At 68.1% G+C, this 20,795-nt stretch carries 15 protein-coding genes and 1 pseudogene; 8 read left to right on the top strand and 8 right to left on the bottom strand.

Going from position 1 to position 20,795, the window contains the following annotated elements; all coding sequences use genetic code 11:
• Positions 1 to 70: 70 nt before the first annotated feature.
• Positions 71 to 1,597 carry a PucR family transcriptional regulator gene (locus GD1_RS20090; RefSeq protein ID WP_059039300.1) on the bottom strand — a complete coding sequence of 509 codons (1,527 nt, stop codon included), beginning with the start codon at positions 1,595 to 1,597 and terminating at the stop codon, positions 71 to 73.
• A gap of 181 nt (positions 1,598 to 1,778) precedes the next feature.
• Here GD1_RS20090 and GD1_RS20085 point away from each other — a divergent pair, with 181 nt between their 5' ends.
• Both GD1_RS20085 and GD1_RS20080 read left to right on the top strand, forming a co-directional pair.
• A complete protein-coding gene (locus GD1_RS20085; protein ID WP_059039299.1) occupies positions 1,779 to 3,311 on the top strand; it encodes a cytosine permease in 1,533 nt (510 codons plus the stop codon).
• Positions 3,312 to 3,343: 32 nt separating this feature from the next.
• The gene (locus GD1_RS20080; RefSeq protein ID WP_083534511.1) at positions 3,344 to 4,945 is read left to right on the top strand and encodes an amidohydrolase family protein; all 1,602 of its coding nucleotides are present in this window, start codon (positions 3,344 to 3,346) and stop codon (positions 4,943 to 4,945) included.
• An 18-nt stretch (positions 4,946 to 4,963) separates the two neighbouring features.
• Here GD1_RS20080 and GD1_RS20075 read toward each other — a convergent pair whose 3' ends face one another.
• The 3 genes and pseudogenes from GD1_RS20075 to GD1_RS20065 form a co-directional block, all read right to left on the bottom strand.
• Positions 4,964 to 6,088, bottom strand: a complete 1,125-nt coding sequence (locus GD1_RS20075) for a protein kinase domain-containing protein (protein ID WP_059039298.1) — start codon at positions 6,086 to 6,088, stop codon at positions 4,964 to 4,966.
• A 93-nt stretch (positions 6,089 to 6,181) separates the two neighbouring features.
• Positions 6,182 to 7,377, bottom strand: a pseudogene (locus GD1_RS20070) (acyl-CoA dehydrogenase family protein).
• Complete coding sequence (locus GD1_RS20065; RefSeq protein WP_059039297.1) at positions 7,374 to 8,741, bottom strand: LLM class flavin-dependent oxidoreductase; 1,368 nt, start codon at positions 8,739 to 8,741, stop codon at positions 7,374 to 7,376. The pseudogene GD1_RS20070 and the gene GD1_RS20065 overlap by 4 nt, the downstream one beginning before the upstream one ends.
• A gap of 121 nt (positions 8,742 to 8,862) precedes the next feature.
• Here GD1_RS20065 and GD1_RS20060 point away from each other — a divergent pair, with 121 nt between their 5' ends.
• From GD1_RS20060 to GD1_RS20045, 4 genes are all read left to right on the top strand, one after another.
• Complete coding sequence (locus tag GD1_RS20060) at positions 8,863 to 10,527, top strand: ABC transporter substrate-binding protein (protein ID WP_059039296.1); 1,665 nt, start codon at positions 8,863 to 8,865, stop codon at positions 10,525 to 10,527.
• Positions 10,524 to 11,543 carry an ABC transporter permease gene (locus GD1_RS20055; RefSeq protein WP_020790402.1) on the top strand — a complete coding sequence of 340 codons (1,020 nt, stop codon included), beginning with the start codon at positions 10,524 to 10,526 and terminating at the stop codon, positions 11,541 to 11,543. The genes GD1_RS20060 and GD1_RS20055 overlap by 4 nt, the downstream gene beginning before the upstream one ends.
• Before the next feature lie 161 nt (positions 11,544 to 11,704).
• Positions 11,705 to 12,511 carry an ABC transporter permease gene (locus tag GD1_RS20050; protein WP_053776173.1) on the top strand — a complete coding sequence of 269 codons (807 nt, stop codon included), beginning with the start codon at positions 11,705 to 11,707 and terminating at the stop codon, positions 12,509 to 12,511.
• Complete coding sequence (locus tag GD1_RS20045) at positions 12,508 to 14,190, top strand: dipeptide ABC transporter ATP-binding protein (RefSeq protein ID WP_083534509.1); 1,683 nt, start codon at positions 12,508 to 12,510, stop codon at positions 14,188 to 14,190. The genes GD1_RS20050 and GD1_RS20045 overlap by 4 nt, the downstream gene beginning before the upstream one ends.
• Before the next feature lie 89 nt (positions 14,191 to 14,279).
• On the opposite strand, the gene GD1_RS20040 is transcribed toward GD1_RS20045, so the two are convergent.
• Together GD1_RS20040 and GD1_RS20035 are read right to left on the bottom strand one after the other, a co-directional pair.
• Positions 14,280 to 15,656: an LLM class flavin-dependent oxidoreductase gene (locus GD1_RS20040; protein ID WP_059039295.1), complete on the bottom strand. Its 1,377-nt coding sequence runs from the start codon at positions 15,654 to 15,656 to the stop codon at positions 14,280 to 14,282.
• A 36-nt stretch (positions 15,657 to 15,692) separates the two neighbouring features.
• Positions 15,693 to 16,886 (bottom strand): acyl-CoA dehydrogenase family protein, encoded by a 1,194-nt coding sequence (locus tag GD1_RS20035; protein WP_059039294.1) that lies wholly within the window; start codon positions 16,884 to 16,886, stop codon positions 15,693 to 15,695.
• Between the two features lie 183 nt (positions 16,887 to 17,069).
• Here GD1_RS20035 and GD1_RS20030 point away from each other — a divergent pair, with 183 nt between their 5' ends.
• A complete protein-coding gene (locus GD1_RS20030) occupies positions 17,070 to 17,681 on the top strand; it encodes a histidine phosphatase family protein (protein ID WP_059039293.1) in 612 nt (203 codons plus the stop codon).
• A gap of 24 nt (positions 17,682 to 17,705) precedes the next feature.
• Here GD1_RS20030 and GD1_RS20025 read toward each other — a convergent pair whose 3' ends face one another.
• Positions 17,706 to 18,908, bottom strand: coding sequence for a TY-Chap domain-containing protein (locus GD1_RS20025; RefSeq protein WP_059039292.1), 1,203 nt, complete (start codon positions 18,906 to 18,908; stop codon positions 17,706 to 17,708).
• 6 nt (positions 18,909 to 18,914) lie between these two features.
• Entirely contained in the window at positions 18,915 to 19,364 is a 450-nt protein-coding gene (locus GD1_RS20020) for a TY-Chap domain-containing protein (protein ID WP_059039291.1), read from the bottom strand.
• Positions 19,365 to 19,631: 267 nt separating this feature from the next.
• Between GD1_RS20020 and GD1_RS20015 the strand changes: the two genes are divergently transcribed.
• On the top strand, positions 19,632 to 20,204 hold the full coding sequence (locus GD1_RS20015) for a hypothetical protein (RefSeq protein ID WP_157079565.1): 573 nt from the start codon (positions 19,632 to 19,634) through the stop codon (positions 20,202 to 20,204).
• Positions 20,205 to 20,795: the final 591 nt, after the last annotated feature.

The following is a 20,795-nucleotide window of genomic DNA, read 5'->3' as shown; positions in this document are numbered from 1 at the left end:
TGGGGAGCGGAGCGACGAGGCGTGTCGAAACCTCGGTCGGCCGAAGTCGTCGACGTAACCACCGCCGACGTCAGGGAGCGATGCCGCGTCGCACCAGTTCCAGTTCGGCGGCGACGATCAGTGCGCCGCGGGCGCCGGTGGCTTCGTCGGGCAGCCCACCGAGGATGACGCCGATCCGGTCGAGTCGTTGGTACATGGTCTGACGGTGGATGTTCAGGGTCTGCGCGGCGGCCACCCGAGAACCACAGCGGTGCAGCATGACCAGGGTCAGGAGGAGCTCGTCGGCGCGGTCGGAGTCCAACAGCGGACCGAGCACCTCTGTGCAGAACTCGCCGACGGCGGCGGCGTCGAGATCGTCGAGCAGGTGCGCCACCACCACATCGCGGGCCCGGACGACGTACACGCGCGCCGACGCCGACCCCGCTGCTGTGCGGGCCGTCGCCATCGACGGGGCCAGCGAGAGGATGTCCGGGGCCGGTTCGGTGACCCCGATCCGCAGGTCCCCGGGCAGGGCCGACGAGGTGAGGAGGTCGACCACGTCACCGCCCGTAGGGGTCGAACCGCGGATCGGTATCCGCACGATCGAGCGGTGGGCACCGTCCCGGATCTCCGACAGCACACTGTTCCCGTTGCGGCGCAACGCCTCCGACAGTTCCACTGTGTGCAGTGTGCCACTTACGGAGATGGCCACCACGCCGACGAACAGGCCGGGGCCGTCGAGACCCAGCCCGGCGGTGGCGACTTGGGCGGCGAGAACGTCCTCGGGGCGTCGGCGATTGTCTCGGTCCGCGCCGACGGCGAGTAGCCGGAAGATCTCGCGCACATGCTGATCCGACCGTGTGAGCGGTTGTCCGCGGAGCAGTGCCAGGGCGAGCGGTTCCGGGGCGCGTCGGCAGGCGGCCTCGATGAGGTGGAGATCGACGCCCGTGCGGGGGGTGAGCTCCAGGGTGGCGACGGTCACGCCGGCCGAGTCGATCGGCGCCACACGTGCGTAGCCGCGGGGACGGGCGTCGGCGACGGCGGTCTCGGCGATCACCGCCCCGGCCATCGAGCGCACCGTCACCGAGCATCCGGTCAACTCCGACAGCGCCTCCACCATCGATGCGATATCGCCTTGGGCGGCAAGGATTCCGGCGAGTGTGTGGGTCACCTGGTCGTTGGCCTGGAGTTCGCGCACCTGGGCTGCGACCAGTCGGCTGTTGATCGCATGGGTGACGTCGACGAAGCGCACCACCTCACCGAGCTCGATGAGTGGGAAGCCGCGGGCGGCGGCCTGGTGGACGAGTGGCTGTGGAACACCGCCGAGGCGCGGTCCTTCGACGGCCAGGCCGGCGGCCCCCACGTCGGCGAGCGAATCGAGATAGGCGCGCATCGCGGCCTCGTCGGCGTCACCGAGGAGTACCCCGGCCACCAACACCAACTCTCCGCCGGAGAGCAGGTCGGCCACGTCGAGCACCTCGCTGGTGTGCACCCAGCGCAGCGGGGTGCACAGTGCGTTCCACCCGGCGAGAACGGTCGGCCGGGCGGCGGCGAGCGCGGGATCGTCGAGCGCGTCACGCAGGGTCAGACCACCGGTGGTGTCGGAAAGATCGCTCATCTGGTCTCGCAGGCCGGTGTGGGTGGAGCACGGTCGGACGTGATGAGCACATCGTCGACACTCATCGATCAGTCACAGACATTATGTACATAGTCCCCGGGAGTTCGCGCCGCGATGATTGATGGGAGCGCAAAGGCGCGCCGATCCCACTGGACATCCCTTCCCGACAGGAACCCCCATCATGACCTCACTTGCCGCACTCCGATCGGTGGTGAAGCGTTCTGCAGTGGTCACCGGCGACACCACTGATCTCGACACCGTCACCCGTGCCGGTGGCGAATCCGACACCCGACCCCGACCGGATCACACCGCCGGCCCCGACCACGGCGACCACGAGGCCGAGCTCGAACTCATCCCCGAGTCGGCCAAAACCCATGACCTGCGTGGACAGTTCTGGATCTGGGCGGGCGCCAACATCGCACCGATCAACTGGGTTCTGGGTGCGCTCGGCGTGGGCATGGGGCTCGGCCTCTGGGAGACCATCGCCGTGCTCGTGGCGGGCAACGCCATCGGCATGGCGCTGTTCGGCCTGTTCGTGGTCATCGGGCAGCGCACCGGGGTCACCGGAATGGTGTTGTCCCGCGCCGTGTTCGGCCGTCGCGGTGCCTACCTGCCGGCCGCCGTCCAGGCCGTGGTGTGCATGGGCTGGTGTGCGGTGAACACGTGGATCGTGCTCGACCTGGTGATGGCCCTGCTCGGCCGCATCGGCATCATCGACGCGGGCGGCACCAACAACGGCGCTCGCATCCTGGTCGCCGCGGTGATCATGATCACTCAGGTCACCATCGCGTGGTTCGGCTACCGCGTCATCTCCACCTTCGAACGCTGGACCGTCCCACCCACCGTTGCGATCCTCATGGTGATGACCGGCGTCGCCTGGATCGGACTCGACGTCGACTGGGGCCACGCCACCGACCCGTCACTGGGTACCTCCGCGCACTGGGGCGCGATCACCACCGTGATGACGGCGATCGGAATCGGCTGGGGACTGACCTGGCTCGGCTACGCCGGTGACTACTCCCGATTCGTCTCGCGTGATGTCCCGTCCCGGAAGTTGTTCCTGGCCAGCGCGCTCGGTCAGTTCATCCCGGTCATCTGGCTCGGTGCCCTCGGCGCCACCCTGGCCACGCTGAGCACCTCGGGGGACCCGGGTCAGATCATCGTCGACGCCTATGGCGCCCTTGCCATCCCGGTTCTGCTGTTGGTCGTGCACGGTCCGCTGGCCACCAACATCCTCAACATCTACACCTGCACCGTGTCCACCCAGGCCCTCGACATCCGGATCGACCGTCGCATCCTCAACGTCCTGATCGGCGTCGTGGCCATGGCCGTGGTGGTGTTCTTCGTCCTCAACAGCGATTTCGCGACCATCATCGACACCTGGCTGGTCGCCATCGTCGGCTGGGTGACCCCTTGGGCCGCGGTGGTTCTCGTGCACTGGTTCTACGTGGCACGTCAATCCGTGAACGCCGCAGACCTGTTCGCGGCACCGGCGGAAGGTCGTATCCCGATGGTCCGGCCGACCGCTCTGATCGCCCTCGCGATCGGTGTCCTGAGCACCTGGATCTTCATGTACGGCACGCTGTCGATCCTGCAGGGCCCCGGAGCGAAGGCCCTCGGCGGGCTGGACCTGTCCTGGCTGGCCGGCGGAATCACCGCCGCATTTGCCTATGCCGCACTGGAATTCGGCCGCACCCGGCTAGCGGCCCGCTGACCACCTCTCCGAGCCTCCGAAGGACAACGACGATGACCCACGCATCCACCACCCAGAACCCCTCTGCCCAGAACCCCTCTGCCCTCAACCCCTCTGCTCTCCACCCCGACGGCCGAAATCTGTTCATCCGCAACGCCACCGTGCTCACCATGGACGACGTCCACGGGGCCACCCCGATCACCCGGTCCATCCGGGTCCGTGGTGGCCAGATCACCGAGATCGGCACCGACCTCGTCATCGGTCCGGACGAGACCCTCATCGAGGGTCGGGATCGGCTGGTGACACCCGGATATGTCAACGCGCACACGCATTCCTGGGAGGCGCTGTACCGGGCGCGGCTCGACAACCTCCCGCTCGAACACTGGATGCTGCTGTCCTATCCGGTGCTCGGCCTGGAGCCGATCTCCCCCGATCTCATCCGGTTGCGTTCCCAGCTGGTGGCACTCGAGTCGCTGCGCAACGGTGTCACCACCCTGGTCGACGACGTCCTGGAGATCCCTGGGCAGTCGGAGGGTCAGCTCGCCGCGGTGTTCGATGCCTATGACGAGATCGGCATCCGCGCCAACATCTCCGGGCACGTGATGGATGTCCCGTTCATCGATCACTTCCCGTTCCTGCGGGACACGCTCGAGCCGGAGCTGCGTCGCGAGCTCGACGCGCTCGCCGTCACCGGCACCGACGACTACCTGGCGTTCGCCGGTGCGGCAGCCACCCGCTACGCCGACTTCGGGGACGGGCGGCTGCGCTTCATGGTGGGCCCCTCGGCGCCGCAACGATGCACCCCCGAGATGCTCGTCGGCACAAGCGAACTCGCTCGCGAATTCGACCTCGAATTCCATATCCACGTGCTCGAGACCCGAACCCAGGCGGTCACCGCCGAGGAGAGGTTCGGCAAGACGATGGTCGGGCACCTGCAGTCCCTCGGCGTACTCGACGAGCATGTCACCATGGCCCACGGGATCTGGCTCACCGACGACGATCTCGACGTGATCGCCGGCGCCGGGGCGTCGGTCTCGCACAACCCGATCTCCAATCTCAAACTCGGCTCGGGGATCGCGCCGTGGCGCAAGTACATGGACAAGGGGATCACTGTCGGGCTCGGCACCGACGGCATGTCGAGTTCGGACACCGCACGGATGTCCGAGGTGGTCAAGACCGCCGCCCTGCTGCACAAGGTGACCGGTCCCGACCACCGCCGCTGGCCCACCGCGCAGGAGGTGCTCACCGCGGGCACCCTCGGCGGGGCCCGCTCGGCGCGTCTGGGTGACACGGTCGGCAGCATCGAGGTCGGCAAGCGTGCCGATCTGGTGTTCTACGACATGACCACCCTCTCGTTCACCCCGCGCAACCGTCCCGAATACCACCTCGTGTACTCCGAGAACGGATCGTCGATCCGGACCGTCGTCGTCGACGGCCGGATCGTCCTGGACGACGGGGTGATCACCACTGTCGACGAGCAGGCCGTGCTCGCCGAGCTGCAGGAGCGGGGCCCGCAGATCCGCGCCTGGCAGGACGAGCTCGAAACCCGCAACCGCGCGCTGCTGCCGGCCTTCGAGCGGCAGTACGCCACCACCATGGCGCGCGAGACCGCCGTCGACCGCTACAGCGGCCGAGGGGAGTGCTGGGTCAACTGAGCGCGCGGTGTCGGTGTCTCACCGGGACACCGACACCAGACCCACCAGCTTGCACAGACGCGTCTCGTCGATCACATGGATCTGCTGGCCACGGCGTTTGCGCTCGTGTACGGCGAACAGGATGCGGCCCTCGCCGACGCCACCCGTGGTGCCGTCGGCGCCCGCGCCCCGCACCAGCACCGTGGTCTCATCGGTGACGGTGGAGCCCATCGTCCCGCCGGCCCCCTCGATGAGGTGGTGCAGTTCGCGCTGGGTGCCGGTGTCGAAGCGCCCGGTCACCACCACGTGATGGCCGGTCAACGAGACCGGCCCGCGCTTGGGGCCCATGTCCACCGACCGCAGATCGACGAGTGCGGCCAGCGCCTGGGTGCCGTCGACGTAGCGCAGTCCCTTCCCTGCGGTGGCATGCCAGATCCAGCACCGCAGATCCTCCGGGGCGGGCAGCGACCGGATGCGGGAGACGTCGTCGTTGGTCCAGTCCTGCCCGGTCAGGAGGGTGCAGGCGAGCAATCCCACCTGGTAGATGTCGAGCCACGTCGCCCAGTGCCTGCGGTGCTCCATGTCGGTGGGGGTGTAGGCCGGGGTGTAGGCGTCGACGGGGGAGTTCTTGGGGCTCAGCGAGTGCTTGGCGATCCCGAAGTCGCCGAGCACGAGGTGCCCGTCGCGCAGGAACACATTGTCGGGCTTGATGTCCCGATGGGTGACCCCGGCCGCGTGCATCAGCCGGAGCACACCGAGCAGGCGCTGGATTTCGCGGCGTACCGTCGTCGCCGACCATCCGCGCCAGGCGTCGTCGGCGATACGGTCGGCGACGGTGCCCTCGCGCAGGTATTCGGTGACGATCGCATACCGGGTGGTCCCGTGGGAACCGGCGGCGAAGGCGAAGGCGTCGAGCATCCGGACCACCTCGGGTTGCCCGGCCAGCAGATTGCCCATGTGGGCCTCACCGTGCCAGTCGGCGGCGCTGGCGCAGACCTTGACGCACACGGTGCGCAGCGACCGGTCGCTCGCGCGCGCCAGCCGCGACGCACGGTAGAGCGCGCCGTACCCGCCGGAGCCGAGGCGTTGGTCGATGCGATAGCGGTGGCCGGTGTCACCGGTGATGATCTGACCGAGCCGCAGACGTGGTGGAGCTGACGTCACGAGTACACGCTAGACCCCGCCACCGACGTCCGTGCGGTGATGGCTCACCACCGCACGGATTCGTCGGCGTCGGGCGGCTGCGGTGGGCAGCGCTCAGAAGTAGCCGTTGCGCGGCAGCGGGTTGCCGTTGACCAGCAGGTCCCCGACGGCCACCGCCTTGTACGACGTCGGGTTGTGCAGGGTGATGGTGCGGATGTTGCGCCAGTGCCGGTCCAGGTTGCGGGCCCGGCTCGCCGACGACGCGCCGCCGGCCTCGAACAACGACGACGCCGCGGGCAGGGCCACCCGGTCGACGTGCACCTTCACCCGGGCCGCGGCGACGGCGGCCCGGTCGAACAGCTCGGGATCGATATCGCCGCGTCGGGCGGCGAGGGTTGCCGCCTCGATGTCGGCGCCGGCGGCGAGGACCGCGGCACGGGCCACATGTGCCGCCGCATCGATCTCACCGACGGTGGCCAGCAGGATCGGGTCGTGCCGCGGCGACGGGTCGGGGGCGTGGGCAAAACTCCGCGTCCGCGAGCGCAGCAGGGTGGCCGCGTCGTCGGCCACCGAGAACAGGATGCCGGTGATCAGGGCCTGCAGGAACAGTTGCAGCAGTGGGGCGTCGTTGGCGATCGGGAGTTCCGACGACGGATCGAGGATCGCCAGGATCTCGTCGTCGGAGACCGCGACATCGGTGAACGTGGTCGACCCGGTCCCGGTGCGGTGCTGGCCGATACCGTCCCAGTCGTCGACCACCGTCACACCCGCCGGTCGACGGGAACGATCACCCGGGCGACCCGTCCGGTACCGTCATCGAGGATCGCCTGTGCGGCAACGTAGTCGGAGAATGCGGTGCCGGTGGAGTAGAACTTCTCCCCGGTCAGCACCCAGCCGTCGCCGACGGGTGTCAGACGCGAACTCAGCTCGAAACTGCCTGCGGTTCCGGTGCGTTCGCTGCTGGCATTGCCGAAGATCTTGCCCGCAGCGATCTCTGCACTCCACCGTTGCCGCACCGGGCCGTCGGGTAGCCGGCGGATCTGTTCGACGAACCAGAAGTGTGCGCGCAGGATGTGGGCGGTGATCGGATCGGCACGGGCCAGGTCGATCACGAAGTCCAGCAGTTCCACCGGATCCGCGCCGCCCCCACCGTGTTCGGTGTCGAGGGTCAGTGCGGTGAGCCCGGCCGAACGCAACAGTTCCACCTGTTCGGCCGGATCCTGTCCGGCACGTTCGCGGACGGCCGACTCGGCGGCGATCTCGTCGAGGACGGTGCCGCGGTCGGCGACCACGCGGGTGGCAACGGTCATGCCGGCACCTCCGCGAATGCGCCGCGGTAGCGGGCGGCCGGATGGCTCTCCGGGAGACGGTCCCGGCCGGTCAGCTTCTTGCGGGCGCTGCCCTCGGTGTAATCCTGCTGTGCCAGACCACGTTCCCGAAGCACCGGCAGCACCTGCTCGGCGAACTCGACATAGCTGCCGGGGATGGTCGCATTGATCACGTTGATCCCCCCGACGCCGGCATCGCGCCACTGTGCCAGGGTGTCGGCGATCTGCTCTGGGGTACCCACGACACGTCCACTGCGACTGCGTAACTGGGCCAGATCGCGCACGGTGGGTTCGCGGTCGGGCACCGCCTCGCGCAGCCAGATCCCCAGGCTCTGGCTACCCTCGGTCTCGATCTTGCCGATCGGGGTGTCCAGATCGTAGAACCCGAGGTCGACGCCGATGCCGCCCGCCGAGTGCGCGATGATCGTCGACGGATCGATCAGCTCGTCGAGTTCGCGTGCCTTGCGCTGCGCCTCCTCCTCTGTGCTGCCGACGACGAACGAAAGCCCTTGATAGAACTGGATGTCCTGCGGGTCGCGGCCCGCCTCGGTGGCTAGCCTGCGGGTGTCGTCGATCAGCCCGCGGGCGGCGTCCGGTGACGGTGACACGATGAACTGGGCCTCGGCGTTACGGGCGGCGAACCGTCGGCCTGTCTGCGACGATCCGGCCTGGAACAGCACCGGGGTACGCTGCGGCGACGGCGACACGAGATGGGGGCCTTCCACCGAGTAGCGGGGCCCGACGTGGTTGATCTTGTGCACCTTGCTGAAGTCGGCGTGCAGCCCGGATTCCTTGTCCTGCAGCAGGGCTCCCTCGTCCCAGGATCCCTCCCACAGCTTGTAGACCACGTCGACGTACTCGTCGGCCCAGGCGTAGCGGTCGTCGTGTCCGGTGATGCCCTCGTATCCGAAGTTGCGCCAGGCGTTGTCGGACAGGCTGGTGACGATGTTCCACGCCACCCGGCCGTTCGATGCGTGGTCGAGGGTGGAGATCTTGCGCGCGAAGTCGAACGGATGCTCCTGCAGGATGGAGCTGGTGATGGCGATCCCGAGATTCTCGGTGTGCGAGGCGAGGGCCGAGGCCAGGACGAGGGGATCATTGGACGGGATCTGCAGTCCCGAGTCGACGAACTTCTTCCAGTCGCCCTGGTAGTCGTCGTAGAGTCCCACCACGTCGGCGAAGAAGATGAAGTCGAACTTCGCCTCCTCCAACGTCTTTGCCAAACCGATCCAGTGATCCAGTGAATTGAAGTCGGTCTGTCGGGCCTCCGGCGCACGCCACGCACCATGCAGGATGTGCGAGGTCGTGTTCATCACGAAGGCGGAAAATCTCAAGGGTGCGGGCATGCGCTCGAGGCTACGATGCGGTGCACCGCCGCCACCCCCTTGAAATCAGCTTGACGGCAAGCGATGTGCCCGGCGGTCATCTGCCTCTAGCTTTGGCCGGTCCACCGAGCAAGGAGTCCTCGTGATCCGTCCTGTCCGCACACTGCGGACGCGCCTGCTGCCGGCCCTGGGGCTGGCAGCGTGTGTTGTCCTCGCCGCCTGCAGCGGCCCGCAGACCGGCGACGGCCGGTCCACCGGCGTCCCACCCGCCGAGGGGGAGTATCTCTCCGGTGGCGTCATCGAGTACGGACACGAGCAGGAACCACCGTGCATCCACGGCGGCTGGGTGCAGAACGCCTACCTGGCCCGCCAGTACCTGGACAATCTGGTGTCCCTGGACGACTCGGGTCAGGTGGTCGGGTGGCTGGCCACCTCGTGGGACATCTCCCCGGACCGCCGGACCTACACCTTCCATCTCAAACCCGGCGTGAAGTTCACCGACGGAACCGATCTCGACGCGGCAGCGGTCAAGACGACCTTCGCCGCCTACCTGAATCCGGAGGCGCCCAACGGCACGGTCGCCGCCTACATCGGCCCGTACTTCGAGTCCGACGAAGCCGTGGATCCGCTGACCTACCGGATGCACCTGAAGTCGCCGTACGATCCGCTGCTGACCGTGCTGACCCAGGGCTACTTCGGAATCCAGTCGCCGGCGGCGCTGGCCCGTGGGGCCAAGGCCAACTGCGAACAGCCCATCGGCTCCGGACCGTTCAAGATCGTCCGCTGGGATCGCAACCGCTCCATCACCTTCGAGCGCAACGACAACTACAACTCGGCCCCGGCCAATGCCCGGCACCAGGGACCGGCCTACGTCGACAAGGTCATCTGGAAATTCCTCAAGGACCCGGTCCTGCGCTACGGGTCGCTGACCAGCGGATCGTCGGACGTGATCTACAACGTGCCCGCGATCAACTGGGCGGATGCCACCCGCCGGTTCCAGACCGAGCAGTACATCACGCCGGGACGCCCGAATGCGATCACGCTCAACGCCTCTCACGCACCCTTCGACGATCCGCTGGTGCGGCAGGCGCTGGCCTACTCAGCCGACCGCAAGAAGGCGGTCGAGACCGCCTATCTCGGGGTGGTGCCCTACAACGCCAACGGTGCGCTGAGCCAGAGCACCCCCGACTACGACCCGTCCGCCGGCGATTTCCCCTATGACCCGGCCAAGGCGAACCAGCTGCTCGACGAGGCGGGGTGGACCGGACGCGATGCCGACGGCATCCGCACCCGCAACGGCCAGCGACTGACCGCCCGCGTGGTCTACCCGGCCGATTCGATCGTCGGCGCCGAGGGTGCGGTGATCCTGCAGGACGTGGCCGCACAGGCGCGTGAGGTCGGCTTCGATCTGCAACTGAAGCCGGCCACCCAGAGTGCCTACTTCGGCGGCCAGTACGCCAAACCCGACACCTACGACGCCATCGTCGGCTACTGGACCAGCCCCACTCCCGGTCTCCTGCTGATCAATTGGCGGCAGCGGCTGGAGGACAACCCGAATCCGTTCAACAACGCCTACTACAACGATCCGCATCTGCAGGGTCTGATCGAGCAGGCCAATGCGTCACCGGATCCGGCGCAGCGCACACGCCTGTACGCCGATGCACAGCAGCTGATCGCCGACGATGCACTGGCGATCGGTCTCTACACCCAGACCACCTCGATCGCGTCGTCGCCCAAGCTGCACGACGTGTGGATCGAGAAGTCCCAGGGCGAACCGGTGTTCGCGGATGCGAGGTTTGTGAAGTGACCATCACCGACGAGAAGATCGGCGGCACAACACCTGCCGAACCAGCGCGATCATCGTGGACCGCGTGGCGTCCCTCGCGCACGGCGGTGCGGTGGGCGGGCAAGATCGGGTCGGCGGTGTTCGTCCTGTGGGCCGCGGCCACCATCACCTTCCTGCTGCAGGTCTACGCCCCCGGCGACCGTGCCACCCTGCTGCTCAATCTCTCCAGCGGGCAGAGCCGGGAACGCACCCCCGACGAGCTGGCCCCGGTCAACGCGCAGTATGGCTTCGACCAGACCGTGTGGCGGCAGTACCTCGACTATCTCGGCGGACTGCTGCGCGGTGATCTCGGCATCTCGTATCAGTTGCAGCAGCCGGTGAGCGAGGTGATCGCCGACCAGATCGGTCCCACCCTGGTCCTCACCGTCAGTGCGCTCGTCGTCGCCTGGTTGCTGGTGCTGTTCCTCACCACGCTCACCGCCGGACGGCGCGGGCCGTGGGGTGCGATCGGCTCGGTCGTCGAGACGGTCAGTGCCGGTCTGCCGCAGTACTGGATCGGGTCGATCCTGCTCGTCGTGTTCGCGATCAACCTGGGCTGGTTCCCGGTGGAGAGCGGCACCGGTGCCTGGGGTCTGGTGCTCCCGGTACTGACCCTGGCGATCCCGCTCGCCGGTTTCCTCGGTCAGATCGCCCGCGACGAGTTCGCCCGTGCCCTGGAGCAGCCGTTCGTGCTCACCGCCCGCAGTCGCGGTCTCGACGACCTGTCGGTGCGGGCGCGACATGTGCTGCGGCACTCGGTGATCCCCGCGGTGACCGTGTCCGGTTGGGCGATGGGCGCACTGCTGTCGGGTGCGGTGATCGCCGAGACCGTCTTCGCCCGGGCCGGGATCGGCCAGACCCTGGTGGCCGCCGCCTCGTCCCGGGACGTTCCCCTGGTCAGCGGCATCGTCATCTTCGTCGCCTTCATCTACACCATCGCCAATCTGTTGGTGGATGCCCTGTACACCAAGATCGACCCCCGGATCGAGGTCCCGTGACCACCACCGACTCACCGTCCGGTTCGACACCGCCGGACCGCACCCAGCCGGATCCCGCCCAGCCGAAGCCCACCGGGCAGAGTGCCGGCGGTTCGGATCCGACGTCTCTGCTCGCCGGTCTCAAGACCCGCAATCCTCTTCCGGCCGAGGAGAAGTGGCGACTGTCGCTGCCGGCCGGGGTGATCGCCTCGCTGGTCGTCATCGCCCTGCTGGTGATCGCCCTGATCGTGCCCGGGTTGCTCGCCCCGTACGATCCGTTCGCGATCGACCTCGACGCCACGCTGCAACCGCCGAGCTGGGCGCACTGGTTCGGCACCGACCTGTCGGGCCGGGATCTGTTGAGCCGCATCATCTACGGCACCCGCGAGTCCCTCGGTATCGGTCTCGGCGCGGTGGGGGTGGCGACTGTCCTGGCCATCGTGTTCGGCCTGGCCGCAGGTCTGTCCGGCAGGATCGCCGGCGCCCTGTCCAACCGGTGGATCGAGATCATGTTCGCCTTTCCCACCGTGCTCCTCGGTCTGTTGCTGACCTCGGTGTTCGGCCCCGGTGCGGCCACGCTCATCTTCGCCATCGGAATCGGGATCGCCCCGGGCTATGCCCGCATCGTGCGCGGTCAGGTGCTCGCGGTGCGCAATGCCCCGTATATCGAGGCGGCCACCGCACTCGGTCACTCGCGTGGCCGGATCCTGGTGCAGCACATCGCACCCAACTCGCTGCGTCCGATGATCGTGACCGTCACCCTCGGCGTCGGACAGGCGATCATCTGGGCGTCGGGTCTGGCCTACCTCGGTCTCGGTGTGGCCCCGCCCGCCCCCGAATGGGGCGCCCTGCTCGACTCCGGTCGCTCCTACATCACCGTCGCGTGGTGGCTGGAGATCTTCCCGGGCCTCGTCATCGTCGTCGTGGCACTGGCATTCACCACTCTCGGTCGCCACCTCGGCGCACGTCTGGAAGGAACCCGACGATGAGTATCGAGCTCGAAGAATCCACCACCGACCTCCCTCGGGGAGGTACCGGTCTCGCTGAGGCCACCCACCTCGTCGAGGTCCGGGACCTGCACATCTCCTTCGGCGGCCGCGAGATCGTCAAGGGGGTGTCGTTCACCGTCGAACCGGGGGAGTGCCTGGCCATCGTCGGTGAGTCCGGCTCGGGTAAGTCGGTCACCGCCCGCACGCTGATCGGGCTCACCGGAGACGGTGCCCGGATCGACGCCGCCGCCGTCGAGTTCGGCGGCCGGTCCCTGCTCGGTCTGTCGGATCGGCAGTGGCGGTCGATCCGCGGCAGCGAGATCGGCTTCGTCCTGCAGGATGCGTTGGTCTCGCTGGACCAGTTGCGCACCGTCGGCGCCGAGATCGGGGAGGCCCTCTCGACGCATCGGGGTCGTGACGGCGGCCGCCTCGGCCGTACCGCGCGGCACGAGCGGGTCGTCGAACTGCTCGACCTGGTCGGTGTGCCCGAACCGCGTGTGCGGGCCCGGCAGCGGCCATACGAGCTCTCCGGTGGCCAGCGGCAGCGCGCGCTGATCGCCTCGGCGCTGGCCAACGACCCCACGCTGGTGATCGCCGACGAGCCCACCACCGCCCTCGACGCCACCGTGCAGGCGCAGATCCTCGAGGTACTCGCCGAGGCCAAGGAGCGCGGCAACGGCATCATCCTGATCTCGCACGACCTCGCCGTGGTGGGCCGGCTCGCCGACCGTGTCGCGGTGATGCGCGACGGTGAGATCGTCGAGGCCGGCACCGTCGACGAGGTGCTCCGCAATCCGCAGCACGAGTACACCCGGGGCCTGCTCGCGTCGGTACCGTCGCGGGCATCGAAGGGCACGCTGCTCACCAGCGGTGCCACCCTGCCCGCTCCCGCGCCGGTCGACGACGCGCAACCCCCCGCAGTACGGGTCCGGGACCTGCGCAAGACGTTCAGCGGCAAGAACGCCACCGAGCGTGCCGCGGTCGCCGGGGTGAGCTTCGACCTCGCACCCGGTCGCACCCTCGGGATCGTCGGCGAGTCCGGCTCCGGCAAGACCACCACCGCCCGCATGGTGCTGGGCCTCACCGTCCCCGATTCCGGAAGCGTCGAACTGAACGGGGAGCCCTGGAGTGGGCTGACCGACAAGCAGCGTCGGGATCGGCGGAATCAGATCTCGGTGATCTACCAGGATCCGCTCAGTTCGTTCGATCCGCGCTGGACCGTCGAGCACGTGCTCACCGATGCGTTGCGGGTCACCGGTCTGCGGGGTGCCGCGGCCGATACCCGGGTGTCGGAGCTGCTCGACCGCGTCGGTCTCTCCGACGGGTTCCGCACCCGGCATCCGCTCAAGCTGTCGGGGGGTCAACGGCAGCGTGTGGCCATCGCCCGCGCCCTCGCGCCCGAGCCGTCGGTGATCGTCTGCGACGAGCCGGTCTCGGCGCTCGACGTGTCCATCCAGGCCCGCATCCTCGACCTGCTCGCCACGCTGCAGGCCGAGACCGGTGTGGCGTTGCTGTTCATCTCGCACGACCTCGGCGTCATCCACCACATCAGCGACGACATCCTGGTGATGCGTGGCGGTGAGGTGGTGGAATACGGTGCCGCCGACGATGTCTTCGAGCGCCCGCAGCACGAGTACACCCGCGAACTGCTCGCCGCGGTCCCGACGATCGACGCCTGACAAACCCTCCACACCTACGCAGAAACCCCGACCGAAAGTCGGGGTTTCTGTGTAAGTGTGGAGCCTTTGTCGCGGGTGATGGCCTGCTGTCAGACCCCGACCGGGGTGAACGCGCCGCGGTAGCGTGCGGCGGGATGCCGCTCGTCGAGGTGGTCGTCACCGAACACCTTGCGTCGTACCGTTCCCGGGGCGTACTCGGTCTGTGCCAGACCTCGCTGCTGGAGCACCGGGATGACGTGGTCGACGAACTCGACGTAGCTGCCCGGGATGGAGGCGTTGACGACGTTGATCCCGTCGACGCCGGCATCACGCCACAGCTCGAGCTGGTCGGCGATCTGTTCCGGGGTCCCGACGACCCGCGAGTTGCGTCCCTGCAGCCGGCCGAGGTCTTCGATGGTGGCCTCCCGGCCGTCGACGGACTCACGCACCCAGTCGATCACGCTGCGGATGCCCTCGGTCTCGATCGCACCGAGCGGGGTGTCGAGCGGGTGGCTGCCGAAGTCGATCCCGATCGCCCCGGACAGGTGCGCGATCATCGCGTCGAGGTCGATGTTCTCCTCGAGCTCGTGCTCCTTGCGCCGCGCCTCCTCTTCGGTGCTGCCGATGACGAAGTTCAGTCCCTGGAAGAACCGCAGGTCGTGGGGGTCCCGGCCGTGCTGCGGTAGCCGGGCCCGGGTGTCGTCGACCAGCGCGCGCGCCTGCTCGGGTCCCGGCGCGATGATGAACTGGGCCTCGGCGTTGCGCGCGGCGAACTCCCGGCCGGCCGGTGACGATCCCGCCTGGAAGAGCACCGGGGTGCGCTGCGGCGACGGCGCGACGAGATGCGGGCCCTCGACGCGGTACCGCTTGCCCTCGTGGAAGATCTTGTGCACCTTGGCCGGATCGGCGTGGATACCGCGTTCCTTGTCCTGGAGCAGGGCGCCGTCGTCCCACGAGCCCTCCCACAGTTTGTAGACCACGTCGGCGTACTCGTTGGCCCAGACGTAGCGTTCGTCGTGCTCCTCGAGCTGGTCGAAGCCGAAGTTCCGTGACGCGTTCGACAGGCCGTTGGTGACGATGTTCCAGGCGATCCGCCCGTTGGAGGCGTGATCGAGGGTGGAGATCCGCCGCGCGAAGTTGAACGGATGTTCTTGCAGCACCGAACTGGTGATCGCGATGCCGAGGTCGGTGGTGTTGTAGGCGATGGCCGAGGCGATCACCGACGGATCGTTCGACGGGATCTGGAGTCCCGCTTGCACGTACTTCTCGTAGCCGCCGTCGTAGTCGCCGTAGAGGCCCACGACGTCGGCGAAGAAGATGAAGTCGAACTTGCCGCGTTCGAGCACCTTCGCGAGGTTCACCCAGTGCTCGAGTGAGTTGAAGTTGATGTTGTCGGCTTCGTCGGTACGCCACACACCTTGCAGGATGTGCGACGACGTGTTCATCACGAACGCGGAGAACCGAAGGGGCGGTGGGGTGGTGGACATATCTCCTCGAGGGGGTGGGTGACGGTGATCGGCCGGTCAGAAGTAGCCGTTGGCGGGAAGTTGTTGGCCGGTGAGCAGATTGGCACCGATGGCCTGTGCCTTGAGGCGGGCCGGGTTGTGCAGGGTGATGGTGCGGATGTTGCGCCAGTGCCGGTCGAGGTCTTTGTCGCGGCTCGATGCCGAGGCGCCGCCCGCCTCGAACAACAGGGTCGCCGCGCGGGTGCCGATCTCGTCGACCACCACCTTGACCTTCGACGTGGCCAGTGCCGCAGCCTGCGCCAGCGCCGGATCCTGGACGCCGTCGACCGCCGATTCGGTTGCGGCATCGAGGGTCTCGGCTGCATAGAGCACGGCCGCCTCGGTCACATATGCCAGCGATGCGAGTTCGCCGACCACCTGCTGTAACGACGGATCGTCGACCGGACGCGGCGAGGTGGCGTGCGAGAAGTTCCGTGCCCGGCCTTCGACCAGGGCGGTGGCGTCGGTGACCACCGACCGCAGGATGCCCGCGATGATCGCGTGCAGGTACAGCTGCACGAACGACCCCTGGGTGGACTGCGGGGGTGTCTCGTCGAGTGGCAACACCCGCAGGATGTCGTCGTCGGTGACCACGACGTCGGTGAATCGGGTTGTGCCCGAGCCGGTCCGACGCTGACCGAAGCCGTCCCAGTCGTCGAGGATGTCCACCCCGGTCCGGTCGGTGGGGATGACGATGGAGGTCAGGGTGGTGCCCTTGGCCGTCCACACGCTGACATAGTCGGAGAACAGGGTGCCGGTGGTGTAGAACTTCTCCCCGTTGAGGCGGTAGTGGTCGCCGTCGGGTGTCAGGGTGGTGGTGAACTCGAAGTCGCCGGCCGGTTTGGGGCCGCGTTCGCTGGTGGCATTGCCGAAGACCTTGCCGTCGGCGATCAGCTGCAGGAACCGCTGCGCATTCGGGGTGCCGAGGTTGCGGAACTCCTCGGTCAGCCAGAAGTGGGTGCGGTAGATGTGCGCGACGGTCGGATCGGCCTCGGCGAGATCGATGACCGCGGAGAAAAGGTCGCGCAGGCTCAGGTTCGCCCCGCCGAGCTCGGCCGGCAGTCGAAGCCTGCCGTATCCGGCTTGCGCGGCCAGGCGCACCTGGTCGAAGGGATTGATGTTGCCGAGTTCGCGGTCGACCGCGCCGTCGGCGATCTGGGCGAGGACGTCGGCGAATCGGTCACGGGTGGGTACGGCGGACAACGAGGTCATGGTTTCTCCTGGCAGAACGGGGGCCCGATGGGCGACGAAAGCTGGTGCATGGAGCTGCGGGGAAACCTACGAGTGGGTGTCGAGGTGGGAAACCCATGAGCGCAATGCGGGTTAAACCGGAGCAGTCCACCCGACGGTGACCTACAAGGGCGACGTCGGGACCGGTTGGGTCAGACTGGACCGATGGAACTGCTGCTGATCCGCCACGGCCGACCGTTTCACGTCGACGACCCGGCCGGCGCCGACCCACAGCTCACCCCGGAGGGCGAGGATCAGGCCGCCCGCCTGGCGAAGGCCCTCGCCGGTGGCCGGCACGGTCGGGTCGAGCGGATGGTCAGCAGCCCCATGCGGCGAGCGCACCAGACCGCACAGGCCGGTGCCGACGCCCTGGGCCTCGAGTTGGACCTCGACCCGCGCCTGGCCGAGTTCGACCTCGGGTGGACGTCGTATGGCACCGACCTCTCCTCGTACACCGATCGCCGCGAGATCTGGGCCGATCTCAACGCAGGACGGTTGCGCGACAACAGCTTCGATCCCGAGGCGTTCCGGCGGCGGGTGGTGGCCGGTGTCGAGGAGGTGATCAGTGCACGACGTGACGCGGGGGACGGGTACGACGAGGCCACCGTCGCGATCGTCTGTCACGGTGGCGTGATCAACGCCTATCTCACGCACATCCTCGGCCTGCCGCAGGCGTTCTTCACCGACCCCTTCTACACATCGGTGACCCGCGTGCTGGCCCGGCCCGGTGACCACCGCGAGATCCTGTCGGTCAACGAGGTCGACCACCTCCGATGACCTGTCGGGCTCGGCCGGCCCCGCTCATCCTGCCGAGCGTTGCACCAGGAGGATCGCCTGGTCGAGCATGCTCGACAGGGTTCGCAGGTCGGCGGTCATGCGCCGGTACATCGCGATCTCGTCGAAGGGGGCATTGCGTTCGCGGGCGTCGTCGCCACCGAGCTGACAGCCTTCGATCAGCTCCCCGCACACCGCGCGGTACTGCCTGAGCTTGTCCACCTTGCCGTTGGTCAGGTGCACGATGCGGTGCGGGGTCAGATCGCCGTCGTGGTACAGGTCGATCAGGGTCTGCAAGCCCACCGGGATGTCGCTGTCGGGGCAGTCGTGTGCGCCGGGCCCGCCGGGATTCATCAGGGTGAACAGCTCCTCGCCCACCTCCGAGACAAAGGTGCGCCATTCCGTGAGCACCGCCACGAGGTTGTCGGGATGGAACACGGTGCACTCCACCGTGCGCATCGCGTAGACGTGGCCGTTGCTGTGGCAGAACGAGATCGACTGGAATCGTTCGGAGTACCGGCCGATCAGGGTGGCCAGCAACATCGGATCGGTCAGCCGGTGGGTCAGTGTCGCGACGAACATCACCCGGTGCCCGGAATCGGGGACGTAGGCCCGCGAGGGGAGTGCATCGGTCGCCGGCAGCGCGATCATGCCGCGCCCGCCGACGGCCAACTGCTGACCCAGCTCCATCGACAGCACCTGCTGCGCCCACCCGAGCAGGTAGCCGTTGTCGGTGATCATGATCGCCGGGGTCGTGTGGCAGGCCTGGTCGCCCTCGGCGGGTACTGATGCCGGTGGCCGGTGGGGCTCCGGTGGCGACGGTGGCCCGGCGGAGTCGGCGACGGTGATGAACGACGGATGCGGGACGTCGAGGATGTCCCGCAGCACCCGGACCACCCGCGCGACCAGCAGTGGGAGGTCGCGGCGCCCGGATTCGGTGACCCACCGTCGCCGGACCTTCCGCCAGCCCTCGTTGCGATCGTCCCGGCGTACCGGCAGCTCTCGCGCCAGGTCGTCGACGTGGCCCGCCGCCGACGGCAGGTGTTGGCCCAGGGTGGCGCGCACCCTGCCCGACCCCATCACCGTGAACACCACCAGGCTGCGATTCGGCCCGTCCGCCGGGGTGAGTCCGACGCTGTGGGGCCGCTGGAGGACGCCGAGTCGGGAGGCCAGTTCCGCAGCGAAGGCGTGCCATGCGACGTCGACCAGGTCATCGAACGATTCGGTCATCGGTGATCACGCAGCCCGGTCGGCGTGGGACCTCGCCGGTCGACGATCGCCGGGCAGGGTCTGTAGATGCATCGGGAACACCACGTCGCACACCTCGCGCAGGGTGAGCACCACCAGGTCGGTGAGCTCGCCGAGGTGTCGCCGGTCGGCGTCGGCGATCACCTCACCCGCCACGCCGGCGCCCCAGCCGAGGGCGGTGAGGGTGTCGAGCTGCCGGAGGAACCGACCCGGGTCGACGTAGAGATCTTGCGGGTGGATGTGCATCCGGATCCCTGTCGAGGTCGCCACGACGGTGATCCGTGCCCGCGGTCCGGTGTGCCGCGGGTCGGTGGCGATGATCAGTTCCGTCCCGCCGTCGAGGCCGGCGATCTGCCGGATCAGCCCGATGCGATGACGCCGCCACGCCTCCTCGCCCGCCCCGTCCACTACAGTTCCGTCGAAGTCGTTGTCGCTCATGGCCTCCCCCTGCCGTCATGCGCCACATCGTCGGTGGTGCAGATCCCGATGCCCTCGAAGCGTAGGTGGGGTGACCGTCGCCACCGGGCTGGTCGCACACGCCGATGTGGATGGAGCGGCACCTGTGGACAACCGATGTCGATCGAGTGTTCGGACGTTCGGACATGTATTAGTCCGGGCAGATGAACTCGGTCTGCAGCGGCGTCGCCGGGGGATGTGGCGGATTACGCTTTCTTCGTAATCCCGACCGGACGGATGGAGCGCATCGTGCCCGTGTCCTGCGCCCGCCGCTACCGCATCGCCGTCGGAGTCCTGACGTCGATCGTCGGAGTCGCCGGGTGCGGGATCATCGACGGCGGTGACACCGACACCTCGGTCGTGCAGACGATGGTCACATCCACCGCGCCGGTCTCGATGTCGGTCTCGTCCAGCGGTTCGTCCACGTCGACGATGCCCATCGTCGACGTCGATCCGCGTCGCTTCGCCCTTCCCGGGATGGCCGGGTACTACCGGTGGATCTATCCCGGTTCGCCGGCCAGGACCTGCGGGTTCTATCCGGCGGGCGGTGACATGGCCGCCCAGTGCTTCGTCACGTTCCCGGCCGGGGCGCCGGAGGTGCGCAACGGCCCGTTCCACGGTTCACCGAACGAGATCCTGATCAGTGTCGGGCAGGTGGTGCGTTCGATCGGTGAGGAACTCCCCGCACCGGCGAAGCCTCTGCAGCCCGGGGAGCGGATCACGGTCAGCGGGATCTCATGTACGGCGCTGGTCGGGGGGATCGAGTGCACCGACGACGGCGCCGGCTTCCGGTTCGTCGACGGCCGGCTACGCGAGTGGTAGCCGGCTGACGTCTGGCGGCGGGAACAGAGTCGGTGCCGACCAGATGCTGGGTGAGGACGGGCGACTCGTCCGGCGGTCCCCGGGGCCTCCGCTGCACATCGTCCAACCCAGGCCGGGTGGAACGCGGATGTGACCCGCGGCGTGAGGCGGGCGAGTGAGTGGCCGACGCCGGGACCAGTTCGTTCCGGTCCCCGAGTGCGGCACTCGCCTGGCGGGAGACCGGGAGGGAGGAGGGGCGAAGCCATGAGTCGACGTAGTGGACGCACTCGTATCCGCCGGGCCCGACGCGTTGCAGCGGGGTAGGAGAGCGGGGAAGGGGGCAGTGCGCCGGCTTCTCCGTGATCCGGCGGTGCACCTCGCGGCAGAGTCATCCCGTAGCGACCGGGTAGCCGCGCCGACGCGGTGGCCACCCTCGGCAACGGCGACACGACGTTGTCCCAGCCCACGGGGATCGGTCGGAATGGTCGGCCTTCGTCGAGTTCTGCTCCGATTCAGGCCGCTGACCAGCCGATTTGATTCTCGCGTCACTCGTGCGTAACTTATTCCAAGTCAGCGAGCCACGGCGCCGCCCCGGACAGACTCGAAAAGAGA

This window comes from Gordonia desulfuricans NBRC 100010, from assembly GCF_001485495.1.
Lineage (GTDB): Bacteria > Actinomycetota > Actinomycetes > Mycobacteriales > Mycobacteriaceae > Gordonia > Gordonia desulfuricans.
Note: the sequence above shows the minus strand (reverse complement) of the source record. Positions and strands in the feature narration are given on the sequence as shown.